We start from the raw sequence: 17,670 nt of genomic DNA, 5'->3' as shown, positions 1-17,670 counted from the left end.
TACTTGTTTCCAGTTCCCTGTATCTTATGTATTTGCCCCAGAAACGGAACAGGATATCAACCCATTTTTCTCTATTATTAAAATGAAGAATAATTTTTACAATATTGGCAATAAATTTTTGCTCTTTTTACATTTTATGATATAGTAGGGATTGTTGAGATTTAAAAACTAACTTGGGAGTGTTTAACTTGAAAAAATGGATATTATCCCTCACTATAGCTGCAGGTGTATTAAGTCTTAGTGCATGCAGCAATGAAAAATCCGAGGCAGTTGTAAAATCGGATGCTGGGGACATTACAAAAGATCAACTATATGATGCAATGAAAGATAAATATGGTGTAACTGTTCTTCAAACACTTCTTTATGAGAAAGTATTAGAAAAAAAATACAAAGTTTCTGATAAAGAAGTTGACGAACAAGTAGATAAAATTAAAAGTCAATATGGCGATAATTTTTTAAATGCTATTCAACAATACGGCTATAATAGTGAAGATGAGCTTCGCGCAATGTTTAAAACAGGCTTATTACAGCAAAAAGCTGCTGCTAAAGAAGTGAAAGTAACAGATAAAGAAGTGAAGGCATATTATGATGATTACAAACCTGAAATTAAAGCACGCCACATTTTAGTTGCTGATGAAAAAACAGCAAAAGAAGTGAAGAAAAAATTAGATAATGGCGATAAATTCGAGGACTTAGCAAAAGAATATTCGAAAGATCCGGGAAGTGCTGAAAAAGGCGGAGATTTAGGATGGTTTGGCGCTAACGCAATGGTTCCAGAATTTGAAAAAGCAGCATATGCTTTAAAAGTAAATGAAATCAGCAATCCTGTTAAAACAGATAATGGCTTCCATATTATCCAAGTAACAGACAAGAAAGAAAAAGGCAAGTATGAAGATGTAAAAGATAAAATGGCTTATGACTTAAAAGTGTCCAAGCTTACAAATGAAGAGATTAACAAAGCAATGCAAAAAGAATTAAAAGATGCGGATGTAAGTGTTGAGGATAAAGACTTAAAAAGTGTTTTAGATTCAAACGCTTCAACTCAACAATAGAAGAAAAGGCCAACAAAAGAGGAATATTCCTCTTTTGTTGGCCTTTTCTCTGCAAAAATTTCGATTCGTTTAAACGGATCTATTAATTTTCAAACACTTTCTCCTCATTTTTTCCATGTCTGCGCTCTTTTTCTTTCGCTAATCGTTTCATATATTCTTCGCCTTCTCTTTCGATTCCTTTATTTTCTATTTCTCTTTCTTCCTTGCCTGTTTTCACCGCCATAAACGCACTTACCACTATTCCTCCAAATACAAATACAACCCACATAGGAATACTAAACACTGTCCTCTACTCCTTCCATCCATAAAAAAGCATATGATGAGTATATTTCATCATATGCTAGAAAAAGTAGATTATTCCTCTGCTTTATTTGATTGCGTCAAATCCTCTCTTATTTATGAAATGCAGGCTTGTAAAAGGATCGATTCTCCAACGGGAAAATCCGTTCTGTAAATTCCCCTGGCTTCGCTCTTTCTAAAGCACGGTCAAGCATATTCATTTTCGCATCTAAATTATCAATATAATGGATAATTTCTGCCTCTTTAATTAACGGAGCTTTAGGACTCCCCCATTCCGCTTTTCCATGATGGGATAGTACAATATGCTGGAGTACGACTACTTCTTCTCCGTGAATATCTAATTCATCTGCTGCTTTGCCAATTTCATTTACCATGATGGTTATATGACCCAGCAAATTCCCTTCCACCGTATAAACAGTAGAAATAGGTCCAGAAAGCTCTAATACCTTGCCTAAATCATGCAGGATAATGCCTCCGTACAATAGATCTTTATCTAAGCTTGGATAAAGTTGTGCAATGGCTTTTGCCAAATCCAACATACTTACAACATGATAAGCTAATCCGGAAACAAACTCATGATGATTTTTTGTAGCAGCTGGATATTCCAAAAAAGCTTGTTGGTATTTTTTCACTAAATGTCTTGTAATGCGCTGGATATTGGAATTCTTCATTTCAAAAATATATTGTGTAATTTTCCCCATCATTTCATCTTGACTTAGCGGTGCTGTTTCTAAAAAATCAGCTAATCGGACATTATCTTCTTTACTAGCTAATTTGATTTGACGTATTCTTAATTGCAATCTGCCTCGATAATTTTGAATATCCCCTAAGATTTTGACAATTGATTCTGCTTGGTAGTTTTTTTCGTCTATGTCCGTTGCATCCCAAAGTTTTGCCTCAATCTCTCCGCTTTTATCTTGAAAAATAAGGGTTAAAAAGGGTTTTCCGTTGCTTGCAATAGCTTTTGTTGCGCTTTTTATCAATAAAAATAATTCAATTTGCTCTCCTACCTCATAATGAAGTACTCCTTTTTTACTCAAATAGCTCCGCTCCCTTACGATATTCTTTTCTATTTAGGAAATGCCTTTTTGTTTAATGAATGACTATAGCTGTAATGTAATTTACAACAAGAGTAGTATAACATATCACGAAAAGGTTTCTACTTTCTTATCTGCTGTACTTTGCTTGCCCAGCAGATAGATATAAAACTTCTTCCTTTTGAAAATATTGCACAATATGCGGATGGCAAGTAAAAAACAACAGTTGATTTGCTGTATTTTCTTTCAGCAATTGCATCACTCTTCTTGTTCTTTTTTCATCAAAATTTACAAAGCTATCATCAATAATAATCGGCAGCTGATATTTTGCATAAAACGTTTTAGCAAGTGCTATTCTAATAGAAACATACAGCTGTTCCGTTGTCCCTTGGCTCAGCTCTTTTGCCTCAAAGTAAGTATGCTCTTTGCTTTTCACTAAAAACCCTGCACCATTCTCTTTTGGGATAATATTGATATACTTGCCTTCCGTTAAAAACGTGAAATATTCTTCTGCTTTTTGCAGCATGTTAGGCAATTGTTTATTTTTATACTGCTGCACTGTTTGAGAAAGGAATTGTTTAGCAACAGAATATTTCCCCCACTCTTTTACATCTTCATCAAACTCTGCTTTTAATTGTTTATAGGAATGAAGCAGTTCCGTATATGTTCCACCGTTTTCAATTTGTAGAATCTCAAAATTTAATGCAGCTAATTCTTCCAGCCGCTGTTTATATGTTTCAGCCAGCTCATTTATTTTCTTATCTATCCGCTCTATTTCAATAGACGGTTCCTCAAGCGACTTATATTTCACGAACGATTCTGCTTGGAAAGCAGCACGATCTAACTGCATTTGTATCGTTGCCAGCTCGGAAATGCACTGTCTTTTCTCTGCATCCCATTCCCCCTTTTCTCGAAAGCTCTCTTCCTTGTCCACTTCTGCAAGCTGAAATAGTTGTTCTTTTTCTGATAAGTAAATGCATAATTCTGCTTCATATCCTTGTCTATCGTTCTTATATTCTTCCAGCTTTCTAGCATTTGCAGTCCAACGAATATTTTTTTCATTTTCGTTTTTCACAGCCATTTTCAGCTGAAAACACATATTTTGCAACGTATCTGTCTTGTTTGGAAAAAACGATTGATACAAATCTTCTATTTTATTATTTAGTTCCTTGTTCTCTGCTTCGATTACAGCTATTTCTTTTCGTATGCTTTCATGTTCTCTGCTTTTTTGCTTCCACTCTTCTATTAATAAGAAGGCATCATGGATATAATGCATCGCCAGCTCTTTTGGAATCCCAATGTCTTTTCCAAGCTTTGTTAACAGCAGTTCAAGACGTTTCATATCATGCTCCCATTTTTCAAAACCGTGAAGTACTTTTTCATAACTTTCATTTTGCTGCTCTAATTTGATTTGATAGCGAGTATATTTTTCTCGATTATTATCGTCCTCTTTTAATAAATGCAGCACATAAGAAATGTCGCTGCTGTCCTCTCTATCTAAAGTATGCTGAACAGTTTGCCACTCTTTTGTTAACCCCTTCTTTTTTTTCAATAAGATCGAATATTCCTGCTTGCCTTGTTGTATGCTGCGAAAAAGCAGTAATCCTCCAATACCGCTTGCAAGTATTCCGACAACTATAAACAGGACCCCATTATTCCACAGTCCATACGCTGCTGTAAGGAGCCAAAATAGGGAAAATAAACTCCATTGGATCAGTTCCTGCTTCTTTTTTTGTCGATTCATTTTCACTTGTTGCTTTGTTTCCGCTAACTCTTTTTCAAGTGAACGCATTCTTTCTTTATGCAAAGAATAGTGGCGGTTTGATTCCACCTTTTCTTCTAATTGTGTTCTTTTTTCGCCAGACAATAATGTCCCCTCATACGCATGAACTTGTTTTTCAAGCTTCTCCAATAACTTCTGCTCTTCACTTAACCGATAATCCAGCTCTTCCCTTTGTGCTTTTAATTTTTTTTGTTTGGCATCAGCGTTTACACATTGTTCCTTTAAAAATACACTTGTATTGCTTTTCATTATTTCATTTATATCGACAATATGCAGCTTTTCTTCCATTATTTTTAGTTCTTTTTCAATAGCGCTTTCCTGATTTTGCAACAGTATTTTGCGGTTGAGCGATTGCTCCATCAACGGCAGCTTTTCGAGTGTATAAACAATTTCATTTTCTCGATCCAATAAACAAAAATCTGGCGCCAAATGCTTTTTTTCTTCTTCTATTTTTGTTATTTTATTGCTAATATGCTGAATGCTGCTTTCAATCGCCAGGATACGCTCTTTTATTTTTTCCCATCTGTTTAAACCATCTAATGGAAAAGCCATTTCTTTAAATGGTTCCATTTGCTTTTCTAGATGCTTTTTTTCTATCACCAAGGGCTTTATTTTTATCCATTCTTCTAATTGCCGCTTTTCTTTTTCTAGGCTCCATTTCTTTTCATCTGAACCCTTTATCTCTTCTTCTAAGTTTATTCTCTGAACAAGCAGGTGTTGATATTGACTATTTGATTTTTCTGCCACTTTTAACAGTCGATGCTTTTCTTTAAGTGCAGCTAACTTTTCATTGATCTCCGGTTTTTTGCCACTAGGACGAAATCGTTGATCCAATTGCTTTTGCAATTCATTTTCTGCTTTTAACAAAGCATCCGAACCAACAGCACCGGTTGAAAATAAAAAACGTCCAAGATCTTCACTTTTTAATTGATGGATATTCTGCAATCCGTGTAGATTAAAAGAAAAAATAGACTGAAATAACACTTTATCTATCCCATCCAGCAGCTCATCCAGCAATTCGTCCTGTCCTCTTCTGCCGTTTTCCAATGTAACTGTTACGTCTCCTGCTGCTTTTCCTTTGACTCTTTCAATGGTGGCTAGCCCATGCTTTGGGAATGATGCGATTAATTGGCCCCCATACTTATGCTGCTGCTTTGGCTCATATCTTAGTTCTGTTTGCTGTTTTGTTGGGAAACCAAATAATATGCTGTGAATAAAACTCATAAGAGTCGATTTTCCTGCTTCATTTTCACCGAAAAAAACTTGAAGGGAATCTTGAATAGTAAACGATTTATTCTCCAGCTTGCCGTAGCCATAAATAGTGATCGATTTAATAAACATCTCTTCACCTCCTGCCTTACTGTTCCAACAATTGAATCAATAAATTTTCTGCTTCTTCTGCCAAGCTTTTTTTCTCTTCCTCTGTTAACTCTTCTAAGAAGCGATGCAATGTTTGATTCTGATAAAGAGAGGCTACTCCCTTTTCCACTGCAGATATATCTTCCGTTACTGTAAACAGCTCCTTGTAAAAATCGGATTCATTTCTTAAATTTTCTTTTATCCAACTAATATTTTTGCTTATGGTGATCGAGGAAATCCATACAAATTGGCTTTCCTCCTTTTCCCCTTCCTGCAGTATTTCCAGTAATTCTGAGGAATGAACAGATTCATCCAGCATCCAATTTTTTATTTCTAAAAACAGAATACTAGAAGCCGACTCTGTTCTTTCTTTCTCTATTTCTTGCTTGCATAACAGGAGAAGCTCATCAACTATTTGGACATTTGCAGCATCTATCCTTACTTTTTTCCAAATGATGTCAGCCGTCGAAAAAAAGTTTAATTCTGCACCCATTTCATTCAGCTTTACATAATAAGCGCCTTTTTCATCTGTTTCCTTTTTATGCCTTCCTTGAATATTTCCTGGGTAGACAATCGGTGGATTCTGTTCCAAAATATTTCTTTTATGTATATGACCAAGCGCCCAATAATCCATTATTTTAGAGGTTAAATCCTGTAATCGAAAAGGAGCATATGGGCTGTGATCACTTGACCCTTCCATGCTGCCGTGGAGAATGCCAATATGGAAATCTGCCCCCTCCTCTTTTTTATACCATTCTATTTTCCTGTCATAAATATGTCTTGTTTCATAACTAAAGCCATATAGTGAGACAGAGGTAGTGCCTTTCGAAAAAGAAGCTCTTGCTACGTCTGAAGGAAAAATATAAACATTAGCAGGCCAATTTATTTGTGACCAGCTCCCGCCTAAATGATCATGATTTCCATGAACAATAAATACGGCAATTTCGTGTTTTTGCAAACGTTCCAGTTCCTTTTTAAAGCGAATTTGCGCTCTTATGCTTCTGTCCTCACCATCATAAATATCCCCTGCAATAATGACAAAATCAACCTTCAGCGATATGGCTTTGTCTATAATATTTGCAAATGAAGTGAAAGTGCTTTCCTGCAGCCTTTTTTTAATAGAAGAAGGTAAATCTCTAAGCCCAGTCATCGGACTATCCAAATGCAAATCTGCACAATGGATAAAGGAAATCTCTTTCATTCTACCACTCCCTCCTTCTTTTAATTCTATTCTATCACGCCAAAAAAACGAATGCACGTTCTTATCTTTTTCACATTAATGAAACATCATTTTTATTCCAAGAGGCAAACAATGGGCGTCAGGCCTATGTCCTAAAAAGGAAGTTTTAGCAACTGGCATATGATATGTTTTTGTCACTTCCAATAAAAGCTCTTCTACTGAGGGTACACTTCCCTTTGCTTCCATTTCAGTAAAGGTTCCGAGCAAAATCCCACTGCATTTTTCGAAACATCGCATCTGCTCCAACTGCGTAAATAAGGACATTAACGTCGCAGGGCCGCCCCCTAAACTTTCTAAAAATATGATTTTATTCGTAGGATCTGGAAAATACTTCGTTCCTGCCAGTTTTAGAAAACATCTTGTATTTCCTCCAATAATCTCCCCTTCCATTTTTTCTCCTCGAAGCCACTTATAAGAGAAAGTCTTAAAACTGTTCATGTCCGAATGACTAGAGAAGAATACATCTTGAAACAGCTTTAGCTGATTTTGCTTATCTTGTTTAATTAAATTACTGATTTGATAATGATAGGCTGGGATTTTGCTGCATGCCACGATCGCATTATTAATCACAGATAAATCGCTTAATCCAACAAAAGGTTTTTGGATTTTGCTAATCTCCTTAAAATCTAAATACGGCAAAACTTGATTTGCAGCATCTCCTCCTGAAATATCAAAAATTGCTTTAACCTCTTGATCAGCAAACAATTTCATTAATTCATTGCCCCGTTTTTGTGGTGTACCGCTAAATGGTCCATTATCAACACAATAAATGGTATCAGCGAATTTAGGCTGCAAACCTAATTGGATTAATGTTTTTTCCAGCTCCTCCAGCTGTGTTTTAGCTTCTATTGGTCTGCCATTAGAACAGGCAATCAAACCGACTGCATCGCCCTTTTTTAATAAACTCATCTGTTCGTCTCCTTATCTGTTCTTTTTAGGCTGTTTTCTAAAGTTTGTTGCTTTTTTATAAGTTGAAAAACCTTTTTGATTTACTGAGCAGTCTGAATACACTTAGACTTTCAGCATTTATTAGCGAGACAGGAGAGAAGAAAGCAGGAGTGAAACGACGAAGCGGCTCGCCCCGCGGAAAGCGAAGTGTATTCAGGCTGAGGGCTAAATAACAACAATCTATACGAAAATAGCCTTTTTTATAGTAGTTTATATTTTACCATATGAAAAAAAGCACTTTTCTACTAGTGAAAAGTGCTCAAGCTTTCAATGATTGATCGGCTTTCTATTTCATTTGTACATCTTACCTTTTATTCTTTCTTCGTAAGCTGTAATGCTTTTTTGATATCCTTATAGGAATTTGATTTTCCATACATTAAGACTCCGCCTTTATACACTCTTCCGCCAAATGCTGCAAGAATGCTAATAGATAGAATTAAAATCACCATTCCTAAAATTGGTTCCCATACAGGAAGATTTAGCATTCCTACCCTCATAAACATAAGCATTGGTGTAAAAAATGGGATATAAGATGTAACTGTTACAAACGCCGTATCAGGAGCATTTAATCCAAACATCGCAATCATAAATCCTGCAACAACCATTAAAGTCATTGGGGTGATCATTTGCTGCACATCTTCTATTCTGCTGACAAGAGAGCCAAGAAGCGCAGCCAATGTTGCATATAAAAAGTAGCCAAGAATAAAAAAGACTGCTGCATAAATTATTGTCGAAACAGGTACTTCGGCAAAACCTAAAAACCCACCCATTGAACCTAAATCTTTATTATTTGTCATAAAATAATAGCCCACAGAAAGCAGCAGAATCAGCTGTGTTAAGCTTAAAAGGCCGACTCCAAGTATTTTAGCAAACATATGCTTAATAGGAGACACACTGGAAATAAGAATCTCCATGACACGGGAAGATTTTTCTGTTGCTACTTCCATCGCTATCATATTAGCATACATAATAACCGCAAAATAAATAAGGAATAATAATACATAAACAAGTCCACGTGCTTGATTTAATTCTTCTGCAGTTTTTGCATTTTTTTCAAGCGCCACTTGATCGAATGAGACAGGTTCATTTAGTTTGGCAAGCTGCTCATTCGTCAAGTTTAATTGGGCTGCTGTTAATGTCCCTTTTACAGCTTGAAGATTGGCCATTAAATCGCTTGAAACGGAAGAATCAGCGATATTCATAGAGTAATAAGTAGCAGTTGGAAGCTTTTCCTTATTGTAGTCAATAACTAATAACCCTTCGTACTTTTCATTTTCGACTGCTTTTTTTCCGTTCTCTACACTATCTGTATATTTTTTAAGTAAAACATCACTGCTCGTTTGCTTAGTTGCTTGTTCAATTGGTGCAAATAACTCATTTGTTTGATCAATGATGGCAACATTTGTGCGGTCATCACCATCAAAAGTATCGATAATGGATTGCATATTTGATAAAGCTACGATAAGTACAAGGGTTATCGCTGTTGTAATAATAAAGGATTTTGTTTTTAATTTACTTACATATGTATGAAAAAGAATAATCCAAAAATTATTCAAGAGAAGCACCTACCTTTTCAATAAAAATATCATTTAGCGACGGCTCTTCTAGTGCAAACTTTCGAATAAATCCTTTATTCACGATATCCTTTAGAATCTGCTCTGCAATTTCCTCTCCTTCGATTTGCAGAGAAACACCTTCTGCCGTTTGTTTTAATTTGACCACTCCTGGATAGTCGGCTAAAAAGGCAAGATCAAAATCAGCATGTATCAATACATTCTTTTTTCCGAAACTTCTTTTCACTTCTTTTAAGGATCCATGTACAACTGGTTTCCCTTTATGCATGATGCAAAGATGTTCACACATTTCTTCCACATGCTCCATGCGATGGCTGGAAAAAACGATGGTTGTGCCTGTATCTTTTAAATCGATAACAGCACTTTTCAACTGCTCCACATTGATTGGATCAAGACCGCTAAAAGGCTCATCTAAAATCAGCAGCTTAGGTTTATGCAAGACAGCACTGATAAATTGAATTTTCTGCTGGTTCCCTTTTGATAGCTCTTCTACTTTTTTATTCAAATATTCCGGAACCTTAAATCGATTTAGCCAATACTCTAACTCATACAACGCTGTCTTTTTGTCCATCCCTCTTAACCTTGCTAGATAAACAAGCTGATCTTTTACTTTTAATTTTGGGTATAAACCTCTTTCTTCTGGAAGATATCCAATAAAAGGACTTGTTTCATAATCTAGCCTTTTATTATTCCACGTTATTTCCCCTTCGCTGTTTTCCAAAATCCCGAGTATCATTCGAAAGGTTGTTGTCTTTCCTGCTCCATTTCCTCCTAAAAATCCAAACATCTCTTTTTCAGGGATAGAAAGGGATAAATTGTCAACAGCAAGAAAAGACCCAAATTTTTTTGATACATTTTTTAATTCTAACGTCATTCCGCTCTCCTCCTTCATCCTTTTTACGAATGACGTTAAAAAAGGTTTCAAAGTAATTGGGAACTTTTAGAAAAAACAAAAAATGGAATCAAATCGATGTTGCAACAGGCTCTAAGAATGCGAGCCTGTTGCAACATCGGCACTAGTACATCCTGTACGTCGGAGCTGGACGCGGACTATACTGCTTAGTTATTCACAACTCTATTTTGTTAATAATTTCCGAGACAAAAAAATTAAGAAAAGCGCAAGCGCCCTTGCTTATCAACGGAAAAAGCTGGACTGAATCGAGTGAGATAAAGGAAACACGAAGAGCGTAGCGATTCGATGTTGACTTATCGTAGACGAGGTGAGGGAAGCGTTGAAGTCGATAGGGCGCTGGAGCTAGACACCCGTCAGACTTCAGAAAACTTATACTTTCTTATCTTTAAGAAAAACCGGGCAAAAACCGCCCGGTCCTTTTTTGTTTAAAGGACATCCGAAATTTTGTACTCTATCCTATGTACTCCTTTATAATATTCTGGGTACATCTGTCCACCACATTTCTCACATGAAAACATGGGTGGAGTCGTTGGATCTCCATCATCCATTAAATCAAAGTCTCTTACCACATTTAACGGAATGTCCTCCTTCTCATGACACGCTAAACAAACATAGCTGACACTCTGTTTGCTTAACAGGTATTTGGAGGGAGTTGGAGACGTTGGCTTTTTTTTCTTCCCTTTTTTCTTCTTTTTTGATTCCGTTGAAATGATTAATCATCCTTTCTAAAAAAGCTCTGGTCGTTTGACAAAGGGCTACCTTGATTTCTAGCTTTCCATCCTCAAGACAGACTTCTCCCTTGTATTCATAATAACACGCACATCTTGGACAGACGAGAGGGTCTTTTCTTCCACTAGCTACAATTCTTTCACGCCACGTCTGACGACGTAAAGTTTTTTTCACTTTTACAATCCAACGTTTTGCTTTTTGTTGCCAGGCACACAATACTCTCTTGCACAGTACATTGCGTAGTTGGCAGTTTTACGCTTGTTTAGCCTACTTGGCTTTTCTGCTTTCTTTCCCAAAACGCCCGCCCTTCCCGCTGTCATAAGCGAACTTGTTACAATGAGAAGAACAAAGGAAGGATAGAAAACGGAAAACAAACAGAAAAAACAGCAAGGGTTCGATGCCCGCTGCCGTTTAGCACATAGCTTTATTTATTTGGTATGGCAAATAAATAAAAAAGCGTTCTGTATGAAAATATTTTCTTCATACAGTCGTCTTTGTGAGGTTCGATGCCTCTAAAAAGACGTGGTTTATTGGGGGAAAAGAGCGATGCGTAAGCAAGCGAAAACGAGAAAAAAGTATCCCTTTTTCTTATTTTCTTTATTCATTATTTATTCTCTTTTAAATACATCCTTTTATTTATGTTATCTATATATGTATATAAAAAAAGAACTATTACTTCATATTCAGTTCTATTGGTCAAAACAATTAGCTCCCTATGTTATAATATAAAATGCCGATATCTATGTTAGCTAGGAGAAATCCTAGCTTTTTTTATTATAAATTTACGGAATCATTTTACTTTTAAATAAATTTAGGTTAAAGTCGCTCATTTAGCTTTAAAATAAAGTTTGAGCAAATTAGCGCTAATAACCTTGATAAAAGATAACATGTAGAATGAACATGTTTTGAAAGTGTATAATGATATTAAAGTTGTTTAAGTCTTATTGAACGGAAGCACCATTGTGAAAGAACACAAAAACAGGTTTCTATTTGATCAAATATTTTTTTATTCCAAAACAATATAACATGATAGCTTGTTGCACATTTATCAAATTCTTTTTAAATTCATATCCAACAAAATAATCTGAGGAGATAGAACCTTCACTTACCTCTTCATATCTAAAAAATGGTGGACAAGGATTTAATAGGGCATTTTTCTTTGTTAATTTCAATCTCTCTAAGGTAATTTGATATTTATTTATATACTCACTTGTCCGTAAATTATTAGGTAAGGAATCTGTCAAAATCACGTCACAACTCATCAATACTGTTTCAAAATTATTTGTAGAAAATTTATAATTACGATTATCTTCGTCCAGTTCATTACCTCTTGTACAGATATGATTAAATTGAAGATCCAAAACTTTTGCAATCTCCAACCAAGATTTAAAAATGTTACACGCAGGACCAACGAATGTATAAACTAGTTTTTTATACTCCTCTCTTATTTTACTAATAGAATGTAGGTTAGATAAAATTTCACAAGGATGGTTTTCAGAAGTCATCGCGTTAATGATTGGAATAGATGTAAACATTGCTAATTCCTGAATTTTAGAGAAATCGGATAGAATAAACAACTCATTTATCTTCACTTTTTATTATTTATAAATTTTCCACATGTAGTATACGCAGACCAGATACTTCAGTAGATAATGAGTTCAACCTAAACCTATTATAACAAACTCCACATGGACTTTCGCTTATTCCTGAAACAAAAATTATAACAACCAATCATGAGATGACCGAAAATGCTCTCTATACAGATTTAAAAAAATGGGCTGAAAACAAACTTCAATTCAAGAAAAGGGAACGTCTTTTATATCTAAATGCTAGGTCACAAAATCTTTTAATGTGGTGCTAGTGTTATAAAATAATCAACCACTAAAACTACTAAACAAGCATCAATTGAATGTTTTCTCTCTATTTTTTTCTCATTGATTTTTCTTCTGTATTTTACCCCTGAATCCAGCTTTTATTATTTTCATTTTTCGGACCCTTTAAAAAACAATGTTTACAGAATACTCCAAAACATGATATTTTAGTAAAAAGGAAATATAATAATATTCAAAAAAATAGTATAATAGACCGTTTCATTTATACATTTCGGTAGATTAATACACTAAATTACTTGATTTTTTTCCTTTTTAATTTTTTACAAATCTAAAATCAAAGAAAGGATTTTTGTATGAAAAAATTTATTTTTATCACCTCAATATCATTTTTTAGTTTTTTAATTACAAGCAATAATACTTTTGCTAGTGAGGTAGAGGATTCAAAAGAAGAAATTGTTAAGAAAAGTGAAGATCCTGTTGTTGCTAATGACGGATTACAAGATGGAAAAAATGACCCTTCTTCTGTTAATCGTAAAATCACCAAAATTTCAGATGATCCATATTTTTTACAAAAACAAATGGTAACATTTGGTGCAAATGAATGGGACCTAATAGGTTCAGATTTTGTTAAAACTTACTCTAAAGTTTTTTATTCCGGTGGCGGTGATCTGAAAATGTATATTGTACAACCGAATGTTGGTCCTGGTTTCCGATGGTTATACCAATTAATGGAAGAAGATCCTACAATTGATGATAATATCGATAACTTTGAATTACCTAATTCTCCAGGGGTTTATGAATTAATATGGAATGTTAGAAGTTACGTAGATGGTGACAATAATAAAGCAGAAATTTATTTAAAACGAAATTCTATGACTACTCAAACTGTTACTATAGAGGTATGGGATTAAAATGATACATTTATTTGATTATCTTTTTTCCAATCAAATAGACAAGTACATACCCTCTGAATACATAAAAATAACCTTAGCCTTAGCAACAATTTATAGCTAAGGCTAAGGTTATTTTATTTAGATCTATTAAGAAACTTATTCACATTAAACTTGTATAAATTAAAATACAAAAATTAACTGAAACAAGAAATTGTTTTTAGTTTTCTAGAATTATTTTCTTATCTTTTTTATCTTTACTATAAACAGTTATAACCAATTTATCCTCTTTTATTGTGTTTTTCACTTCAGTTGATTGCAAATAATCATTAATCATTTTAGTTATTGCATTAACTATCTCTTTTTCGGAATCTAAATAAGAGATGGAAGTTCGAATAGAAATATTAATTTTATTATCTTTATAGGAGTACCCTAATCCTGTTACTTTATATTCCTTATTTCCAGTTAGCCCTACCGTTAGTGTTCGAACAATAGATCTCCACCTTTCTTCTGGATCGGCCTTCGATATATCTTCAGTAACTTTTCTCATTTTAGGGTCTACTGTTTGCCCCCTTTCTTCAGGATTCGTATCCTCCTCTTCCTCTTTAGAGGCTAGTGAAACTTGTATTTTATAAGCATCATATTTACGCGAACTCAACACTTCTCTTATTGTTTCTTCTACTTTTGGTTTCACTTTTTTAAAATACTCCTCTGACCCGTTAATTCTTACATCAATTACCTTTTCAGGAATTGAAATGCCGACTCCACTCCATTTATACCCTTTCTCATCTAGTATTTTCGTTATTTCTTTTTGTAGTGGTTGTTCTGATTCAAATAATAAATTGATAAATGGTATATTGGAAGCTACCTTTGCCATAACAGGCGATACAAAAGTGGATACAATAAAAAGAGTAATTACAGCAGCAAATGTTATTGCTGAAATTAACAACTTTTTTATATATATTCTGTTCTTCTTATTTTTTATATTTTTATTGAACTCTTTCCAGTCTAAGTCAATTTGATTCTCTATTTCCTTGCTTAGATTCCCACTTATATGGCGATTTGGTAATTCTTCTATAAATTTATAAACAGAGGTTGGGACTTTAAGTTCGTTTAAAGAATGGAAGCTATCATTTTTTTCAAATTTCATTCTTTTGTGCCTCCTCAAAAAATGTTGATGATTTCATTATCTTTGCAAGCTTATTTTTTCCTCTTTTCATTCTGGTTTTTATTGTATTTGTATTCTCATTGAGGATGGTTGAAATCTCCTTAATCGTAAAATTCTCATAATAATATAGCAATAATGGCAAGCTTTGTTCTTTTTTTAAAATTAAAATGTTATTAATCATTTCTTTCTTGTTTTCATTTTGAATAGCCTTTGACTGTGTTAAGTCACTGCCAATATACTCATATTCTTCTAAACTATCTATATGGATATGCAGATCCCTTTTATTTTTCCTATAAAGATCTATAGAACGTGAGTATACTACTCGATAAAACCATGCTTTAAAATTGGTCATAAGTAAATCATCTTTTTTTATAATGCTTATATACACACCTTCTAGAGAATTTTGGAGTGCATCTTCTGCATATTCTTTAGACCGAAGTATTAAATAAGCTGTTTTCATTGCAGATGGTAACAAGTCTTTTACTAATAGACCAAATGCTTCTGTATCTCCATTTTTAACTTTTTTTATCAATTCCTGTACATCACTCAAGAATCAACGCTCCTTTTTTTGCCCTTATATATATTTAAACGTTTTTAAAACATTTTTTGGTTTCACTTTTTATTAATTTTTTTATAAGAAGCATTAATTTAAAATCACTTTTTGACAAAATTTATTGTTTTCAAAAAAAAAACCAATTTACTATAAAGTGTTATTTTTACCAGACTTAGTATTGTATCAATTCTGTTAATTAATAATTCAACAAAAGAGATTTATCGAATTCCCCTTAAAAAATTAACAATTTTTCAAATATTTGTAGAAACTCAACTTACCTACTAGTATAATAATACTAATTTTAGAAAAGGAGGAAGAACATTGTTAAAAAAAATATCTTTTACACTATTATGTCTTTTATTTATACTTCCATCAGTTTCTCTCGCTGCTGATCCAGCTGGATGGCAAAATGTTGGTATTCAAACTTACTATGGAAGTGGAAATCAATTAAAATGTAGACCCTTTTATTCTGAAGGTGGTAATTTTAAATTGGATATATCTTTAAGTACACCAGCACAATACAAAGTGTATATTTATGAAGATGATCCGGATGATAATCCTGATGAATTAATAGGAACATATTATGGTAATAATTCATTTTTTTCTTATCCATTTAATGTAGAACCCTTTAAAGACGGTGAAAAAGCTGAAATTTACGCAATAATAACTGGAATTTCAAATGTAGAAAAAGTGATATTTGCAGGGTTTGATTAATGAAACTTTATAATAGTTAAAGACAGGGATGTTCGATAAATCCCTAAAAAAGCAGCTGAGGAAAAACGAACAGTTTTATCCTGCTTTTTCATTTGTCTATTTTTGTGCAAAAAGTTAGAAGGATGCCTGTTCTTCGCAACGCCAGCTCTTTGCGTTTTTTATATCGTTCCTTATAATGTATAGCTTACTTCACTTCCGTAACCCACATCGGAAGGCTCTGTTCTAGAAATAGGTAAGGAAAAGAATACTTCCCCAATTTCTCTAGATATGGGATGAAACAACGCATATCTCTTGATCGCTGATGAATGGAGTAAAATATAAAGTAAAAATTTTATATTTCTTCAGAGTGTCGAAAAAGTAAGGCTGAAGAAATTTTATATTTCTTCTTATTTTATCAAGCAACTAATTATTATATATATAAAGGTTCCCTTAAAATATAAAAAAAGTTCAAACAGATACTTTTTTACTATTTTGAATTTACAAATAAATTATTTATGATAATATAAAACTACTAAAAGGTTTTAAGTTATTTTTTACATTTAAGTTAAATTTTAACTAATAATCTTTAGAATATAAAAAAAAGGGGGAAATTATGAAGTTAAAAAAGTTAGTAATACCAGGTTTAATTGTAGGTTTAATATCAACACAAGGAATAACAGCTTATGCTTCACCATTAGACAATTCACAAAATAACAAGACCCAAAATCAAGCTATAAGTAACACCATTGACATTAATAATCTAGATGAATCAAATACAATTGTAAGTGATGTAATGACTTTTGACGAAATGGTTAAAAAGATTGCTTCTGATGAAAATAAATCAGAAAAAGCCGTTAAAGATGAATTGATTGCAAGTTCTACTAAAAATCTATCTTCTAAATCTGCTAGAACATCCGCAGCAGTAAGTGTACAATCAGCTACATATAGAACGTTAAGTTCTTCATTTACAGTAAATACAAATTACAAACCAACTTTAAATTTTTATTGCCAAACAACCGAGGGTGGGGGTTTCAGAGCAATCGTAGCCATAAAAAAAGTAACTATGAATAGAAGTTATAATGGAACATCTCATCCATTTGGTGGTTCAGTATATACTAATTTAGAAGATCCTAATAGAATATATTGGATTGTAGAAGGTGATTTTTATGATAATGGTACTACCACTGGTGGTGGCGCAGTAGATATTAAAGTAGGTGGTGCGCTTTCCATAAATTTCAATATTAGTTATGCATCAAATTGGTATGCTTATTGTTATAAAACTGGCTATACTTACTTTTAATACTAAAAAATATTGGAGATTATTATGACTAATCAAAAATCAAAGACAATACTATTAATCTTAAGTATTATACTTGGCATTACAATTGCCATAGCACCAATTCTTATTACTGGGCGTACATACGATGAAAGCAAAGTGATGGGGAGTTTACTAACAGGAGAATTTGTTACTAGAACTAGTTCCTTAATCCTTGGATTAATTGTCATTTATGATGGAATCAAAAACTTTTTAAAGTAATACCATATTAATTAATAAAAATAGAATATCTCAGACTTCGAATCGAGTAGGAGGGGGTGACT

At 33.5% G+C, this 17,670-nt stretch carries 15 protein-coding genes and 1 pseudogene; 5 read left to right on the top strand and 11 right to left on the bottom strand.

Annotated elements, in window-relative coordinates:
• Positions 1–188: 188 nt before the first annotated feature.
• Positions 189–1,052 (top strand): peptidylprolyl isomerase, encoded by an 864-nt coding sequence (locus tag ACTYBU_RS00875; protein WP_445486571.1) that lies wholly within the window; start codon positions 189–191, stop codon positions 1,050–1,052.
• An 82-nt stretch (positions 1,053–1,134) separates the two neighbouring features.
• Here ACTYBU_RS00875 and ACTYBU_RS00870 read toward each other — a convergent pair whose 3' ends face one another.
• From ACTYBU_RS00870 to ACTYBU_RS00830, 9 genes and pseudogenes are all read right to left on the bottom strand, one after another.
• On the bottom strand, positions 1,135–1,320 hold the full coding sequence (locus ACTYBU_RS00870) for a sporulation YhaL family protein (RefSeq protein ID WP_445486862.1): 186 nt from the start codon (positions 1,318–1,320) through the stop codon (positions 1,135–1,137).
• Between the two features lie 124 nt (positions 1,321–1,444).
• The gene (yhaM, locus tag ACTYBU_RS00865) at positions 1,445–2,392 is read right to left on the bottom strand and encodes a 3'-5' exoribonuclease YhaM (RefSeq protein WP_445486570.1); all 948 of its coding nucleotides are present in this window, start codon (positions 2,390–2,392) and stop codon (positions 1,445–1,447) included.
• A 127-nt stretch (positions 2,393–2,519) separates the two neighbouring features.
• The gene (locus ACTYBU_RS00860) at positions 2,520–5,513 is read right to left on the bottom strand and encodes an AAA family ATPase (RefSeq protein ID WP_445486569.1); all 2,994 of its coding nucleotides are present in this window, start codon (positions 5,511–5,513) and stop codon (positions 2,520–2,522) included.
• 16 nt (positions 5,514–5,529) lie between these two features.
• On the bottom strand, positions 5,530–6,732 hold the full coding sequence (locus ACTYBU_RS00855; protein ID WP_445486568.1) for a metallophosphoesterase family protein: 1,203 nt from the start codon (positions 6,730–6,732) through the stop codon (positions 5,530–5,532).
• A gap of 75 nt (positions 6,733–6,807) precedes the next feature.
• Positions 6,808–7,680: a S66 family peptidase gene (locus ACTYBU_RS00850; protein ID WP_445486567.1), complete on the bottom strand. Its 873-nt coding sequence runs from the start codon at positions 7,678–7,680 to the stop codon at positions 6,808–6,810.
• Between the two features lie 350 nt (positions 7,681–8,030).
• Positions 8,031–9,275, bottom strand: a complete 1,245-nt coding sequence (locus ACTYBU_RS00845) for an ABC transporter permease (RefSeq protein ID WP_445486566.1) — start codon at positions 9,273–9,275, stop codon at positions 8,031–8,033.
• A complete protein-coding gene (locus ACTYBU_RS00840) occupies positions 9,268–10,167 on the bottom strand; it encodes an ABC transporter ATP-binding protein (RefSeq protein ID WP_445486565.1) in 900 nt (299 codons plus the stop codon). The genes ACTYBU_RS00845 and ACTYBU_RS00840 overlap by 8 nt, the downstream gene beginning before the upstream one ends.
• Before the next feature lie 630 nt (positions 10,168–10,797).
• Positions 10,798–11,166: pseudogene (locus ACTYBU_RS00835) on the bottom strand (IS91 family transposase); the annotation flags it as partial.
• Positions 11,167–11,921: 755 nt separating this feature from the next.
• Positions 11,922–12,527 (bottom strand): hypothetical protein, encoded by a 606-nt coding sequence (locus tag ACTYBU_RS00830; protein WP_445486564.1) that lies wholly within the window; start codon positions 12,525–12,527, stop codon positions 11,922–11,924.
• A 593-nt stretch (positions 12,528–13,120) separates the two neighbouring features.
• Between ACTYBU_RS00830 and ACTYBU_RS00825 the strand changes: the two genes are divergently transcribed.
• A complete protein-coding gene (locus ACTYBU_RS00825) occupies positions 13,121–13,678 on the top strand; it encodes a hypothetical protein (RefSeq protein ID WP_445486563.1) in 558 nt (185 codons plus the stop codon).
• A 199-nt stretch (positions 13,679–13,877) separates the two neighbouring features.
• Here the strand turns inward: ACTYBU_RS00825 and ACTYBU_RS00820 are convergent, their stop codons facing one another.
• Complete coding sequence (locus ACTYBU_RS00820) at positions 13,878–14,807, bottom strand: DUF4179 domain-containing protein (RefSeq protein ID WP_445486562.1); 930 nt, start codon at positions 14,805–14,807, stop codon at positions 13,878–13,880.
• Positions 14,797–15,375: an RNA polymerase sigma factor gene (locus ACTYBU_RS00815; RefSeq protein WP_445486561.1), complete on the bottom strand. Its 579-nt coding sequence runs from the start codon at positions 15,373–15,375 to the stop codon at positions 14,797–14,799. The genes ACTYBU_RS00820 and ACTYBU_RS00815 overlap by 11 nt, the downstream gene beginning before the upstream one ends.
• 324 nt (positions 15,376–15,699) lie before the next feature.
• Here ACTYBU_RS00815 and ACTYBU_RS00810 point away from each other — a divergent pair, with 324 nt between their 5' ends.
• From ACTYBU_RS00810 to ACTYBU_RS00800, 3 genes are all read left to right on the top strand, one after another.
• Complete coding sequence (locus ACTYBU_RS00810; RefSeq protein ID WP_445486560.1) at positions 15,700–16,092, top strand: hypothetical protein; 393 nt, start codon at positions 15,700–15,702, stop codon at positions 16,090–16,092.
• Between the two features lie 592 nt (positions 16,093–16,684).
• Entirely contained in the window at positions 16,685–17,371 is a 687-nt protein-coding gene (locus tag ACTYBU_RS00805; RefSeq protein WP_445486559.1) for a hypothetical protein, read from the top strand.
• A gap of 24 nt (positions 17,372–17,395) precedes the next feature.
• A complete protein-coding gene (locus tag ACTYBU_RS00800) occupies positions 17,396–17,608 on the top strand; it encodes a hypothetical protein (RefSeq protein ID WP_445486558.1) in 213 nt (70 codons plus the stop codon).
• The last annotated feature ends 62 nt before the right edge of the window (positions 17,609–17,670 follow it).

The organism is Niallia sp. 03133 (genome assembly GCF_052663225.1).
This window is presented reverse-complemented; position numbering and strand designations above follow the sequence as displayed.

Bases quoted from the DNA above. Each gene is read 5' to 3' on its own strand.
- ACTYBU_RS00870 (WP_445486862.1), bottom strand. From the start codon at position 1,320: ATGTGGGTTGTATTTGTATTTGGAGGAATAGTGGTAAGTGCGTTTATG.
- ACTYBU_RS00860 (WP_445486569.1), bottom strand. From the start codon at position 5,513: ATGTTTATTAAATCGATCACTATTTATGGCTACGGCAAGCTGGAGAAT.
- ACTYBU_RS00855 (WP_445486568.1), bottom strand. From the start codon at position 6,732: ATGAAAGAGATTTCCTTTATCCATTGTGCAGATTTGCATTTGGATAGT.
- ACTYBU_RS00850 (WP_445486567.1), bottom strand. From the start codon at position 7,680: ATGAGTTTATTAAAAAAGGGCGATGCAGTCGGTTTGATTGCCTGTTCT.
- ACTYBU_RS00840 (WP_445486565.1), bottom strand. From the start codon at position 10,167: ATGACGTTAGAATTAAAAAATGTATCAAAAAAATTTGGGTCTTTTCTT.
- ACTYBU_RS00825 (WP_445486563.1), top strand. From the start codon at position 13,121: ATGAAAAAATTTATTTTTATCACCTCAATATCATTTTTTAGTTTTTTA.
- ACTYBU_RS00820 (WP_445486562.1), bottom strand. From the start codon at position 14,807: ATGAAATTTGAAAAAAATGATAGCTTCCATTCTTTAAACGAACTTAAA.
- ACTYBU_RS00805 (WP_445486559.1), top strand. From the start codon at position 16,685: ATGAAGTTAAAAAAGTTAGTAATACCAGGTTTAATTGTAGGTTTAATA.
- ACTYBU_RS00800 (WP_445486558.1), top strand. From the start codon at position 17,396: ATGACTAATCAAAAATCAAAGACAATACTATTAATCTTAAGTATTATA.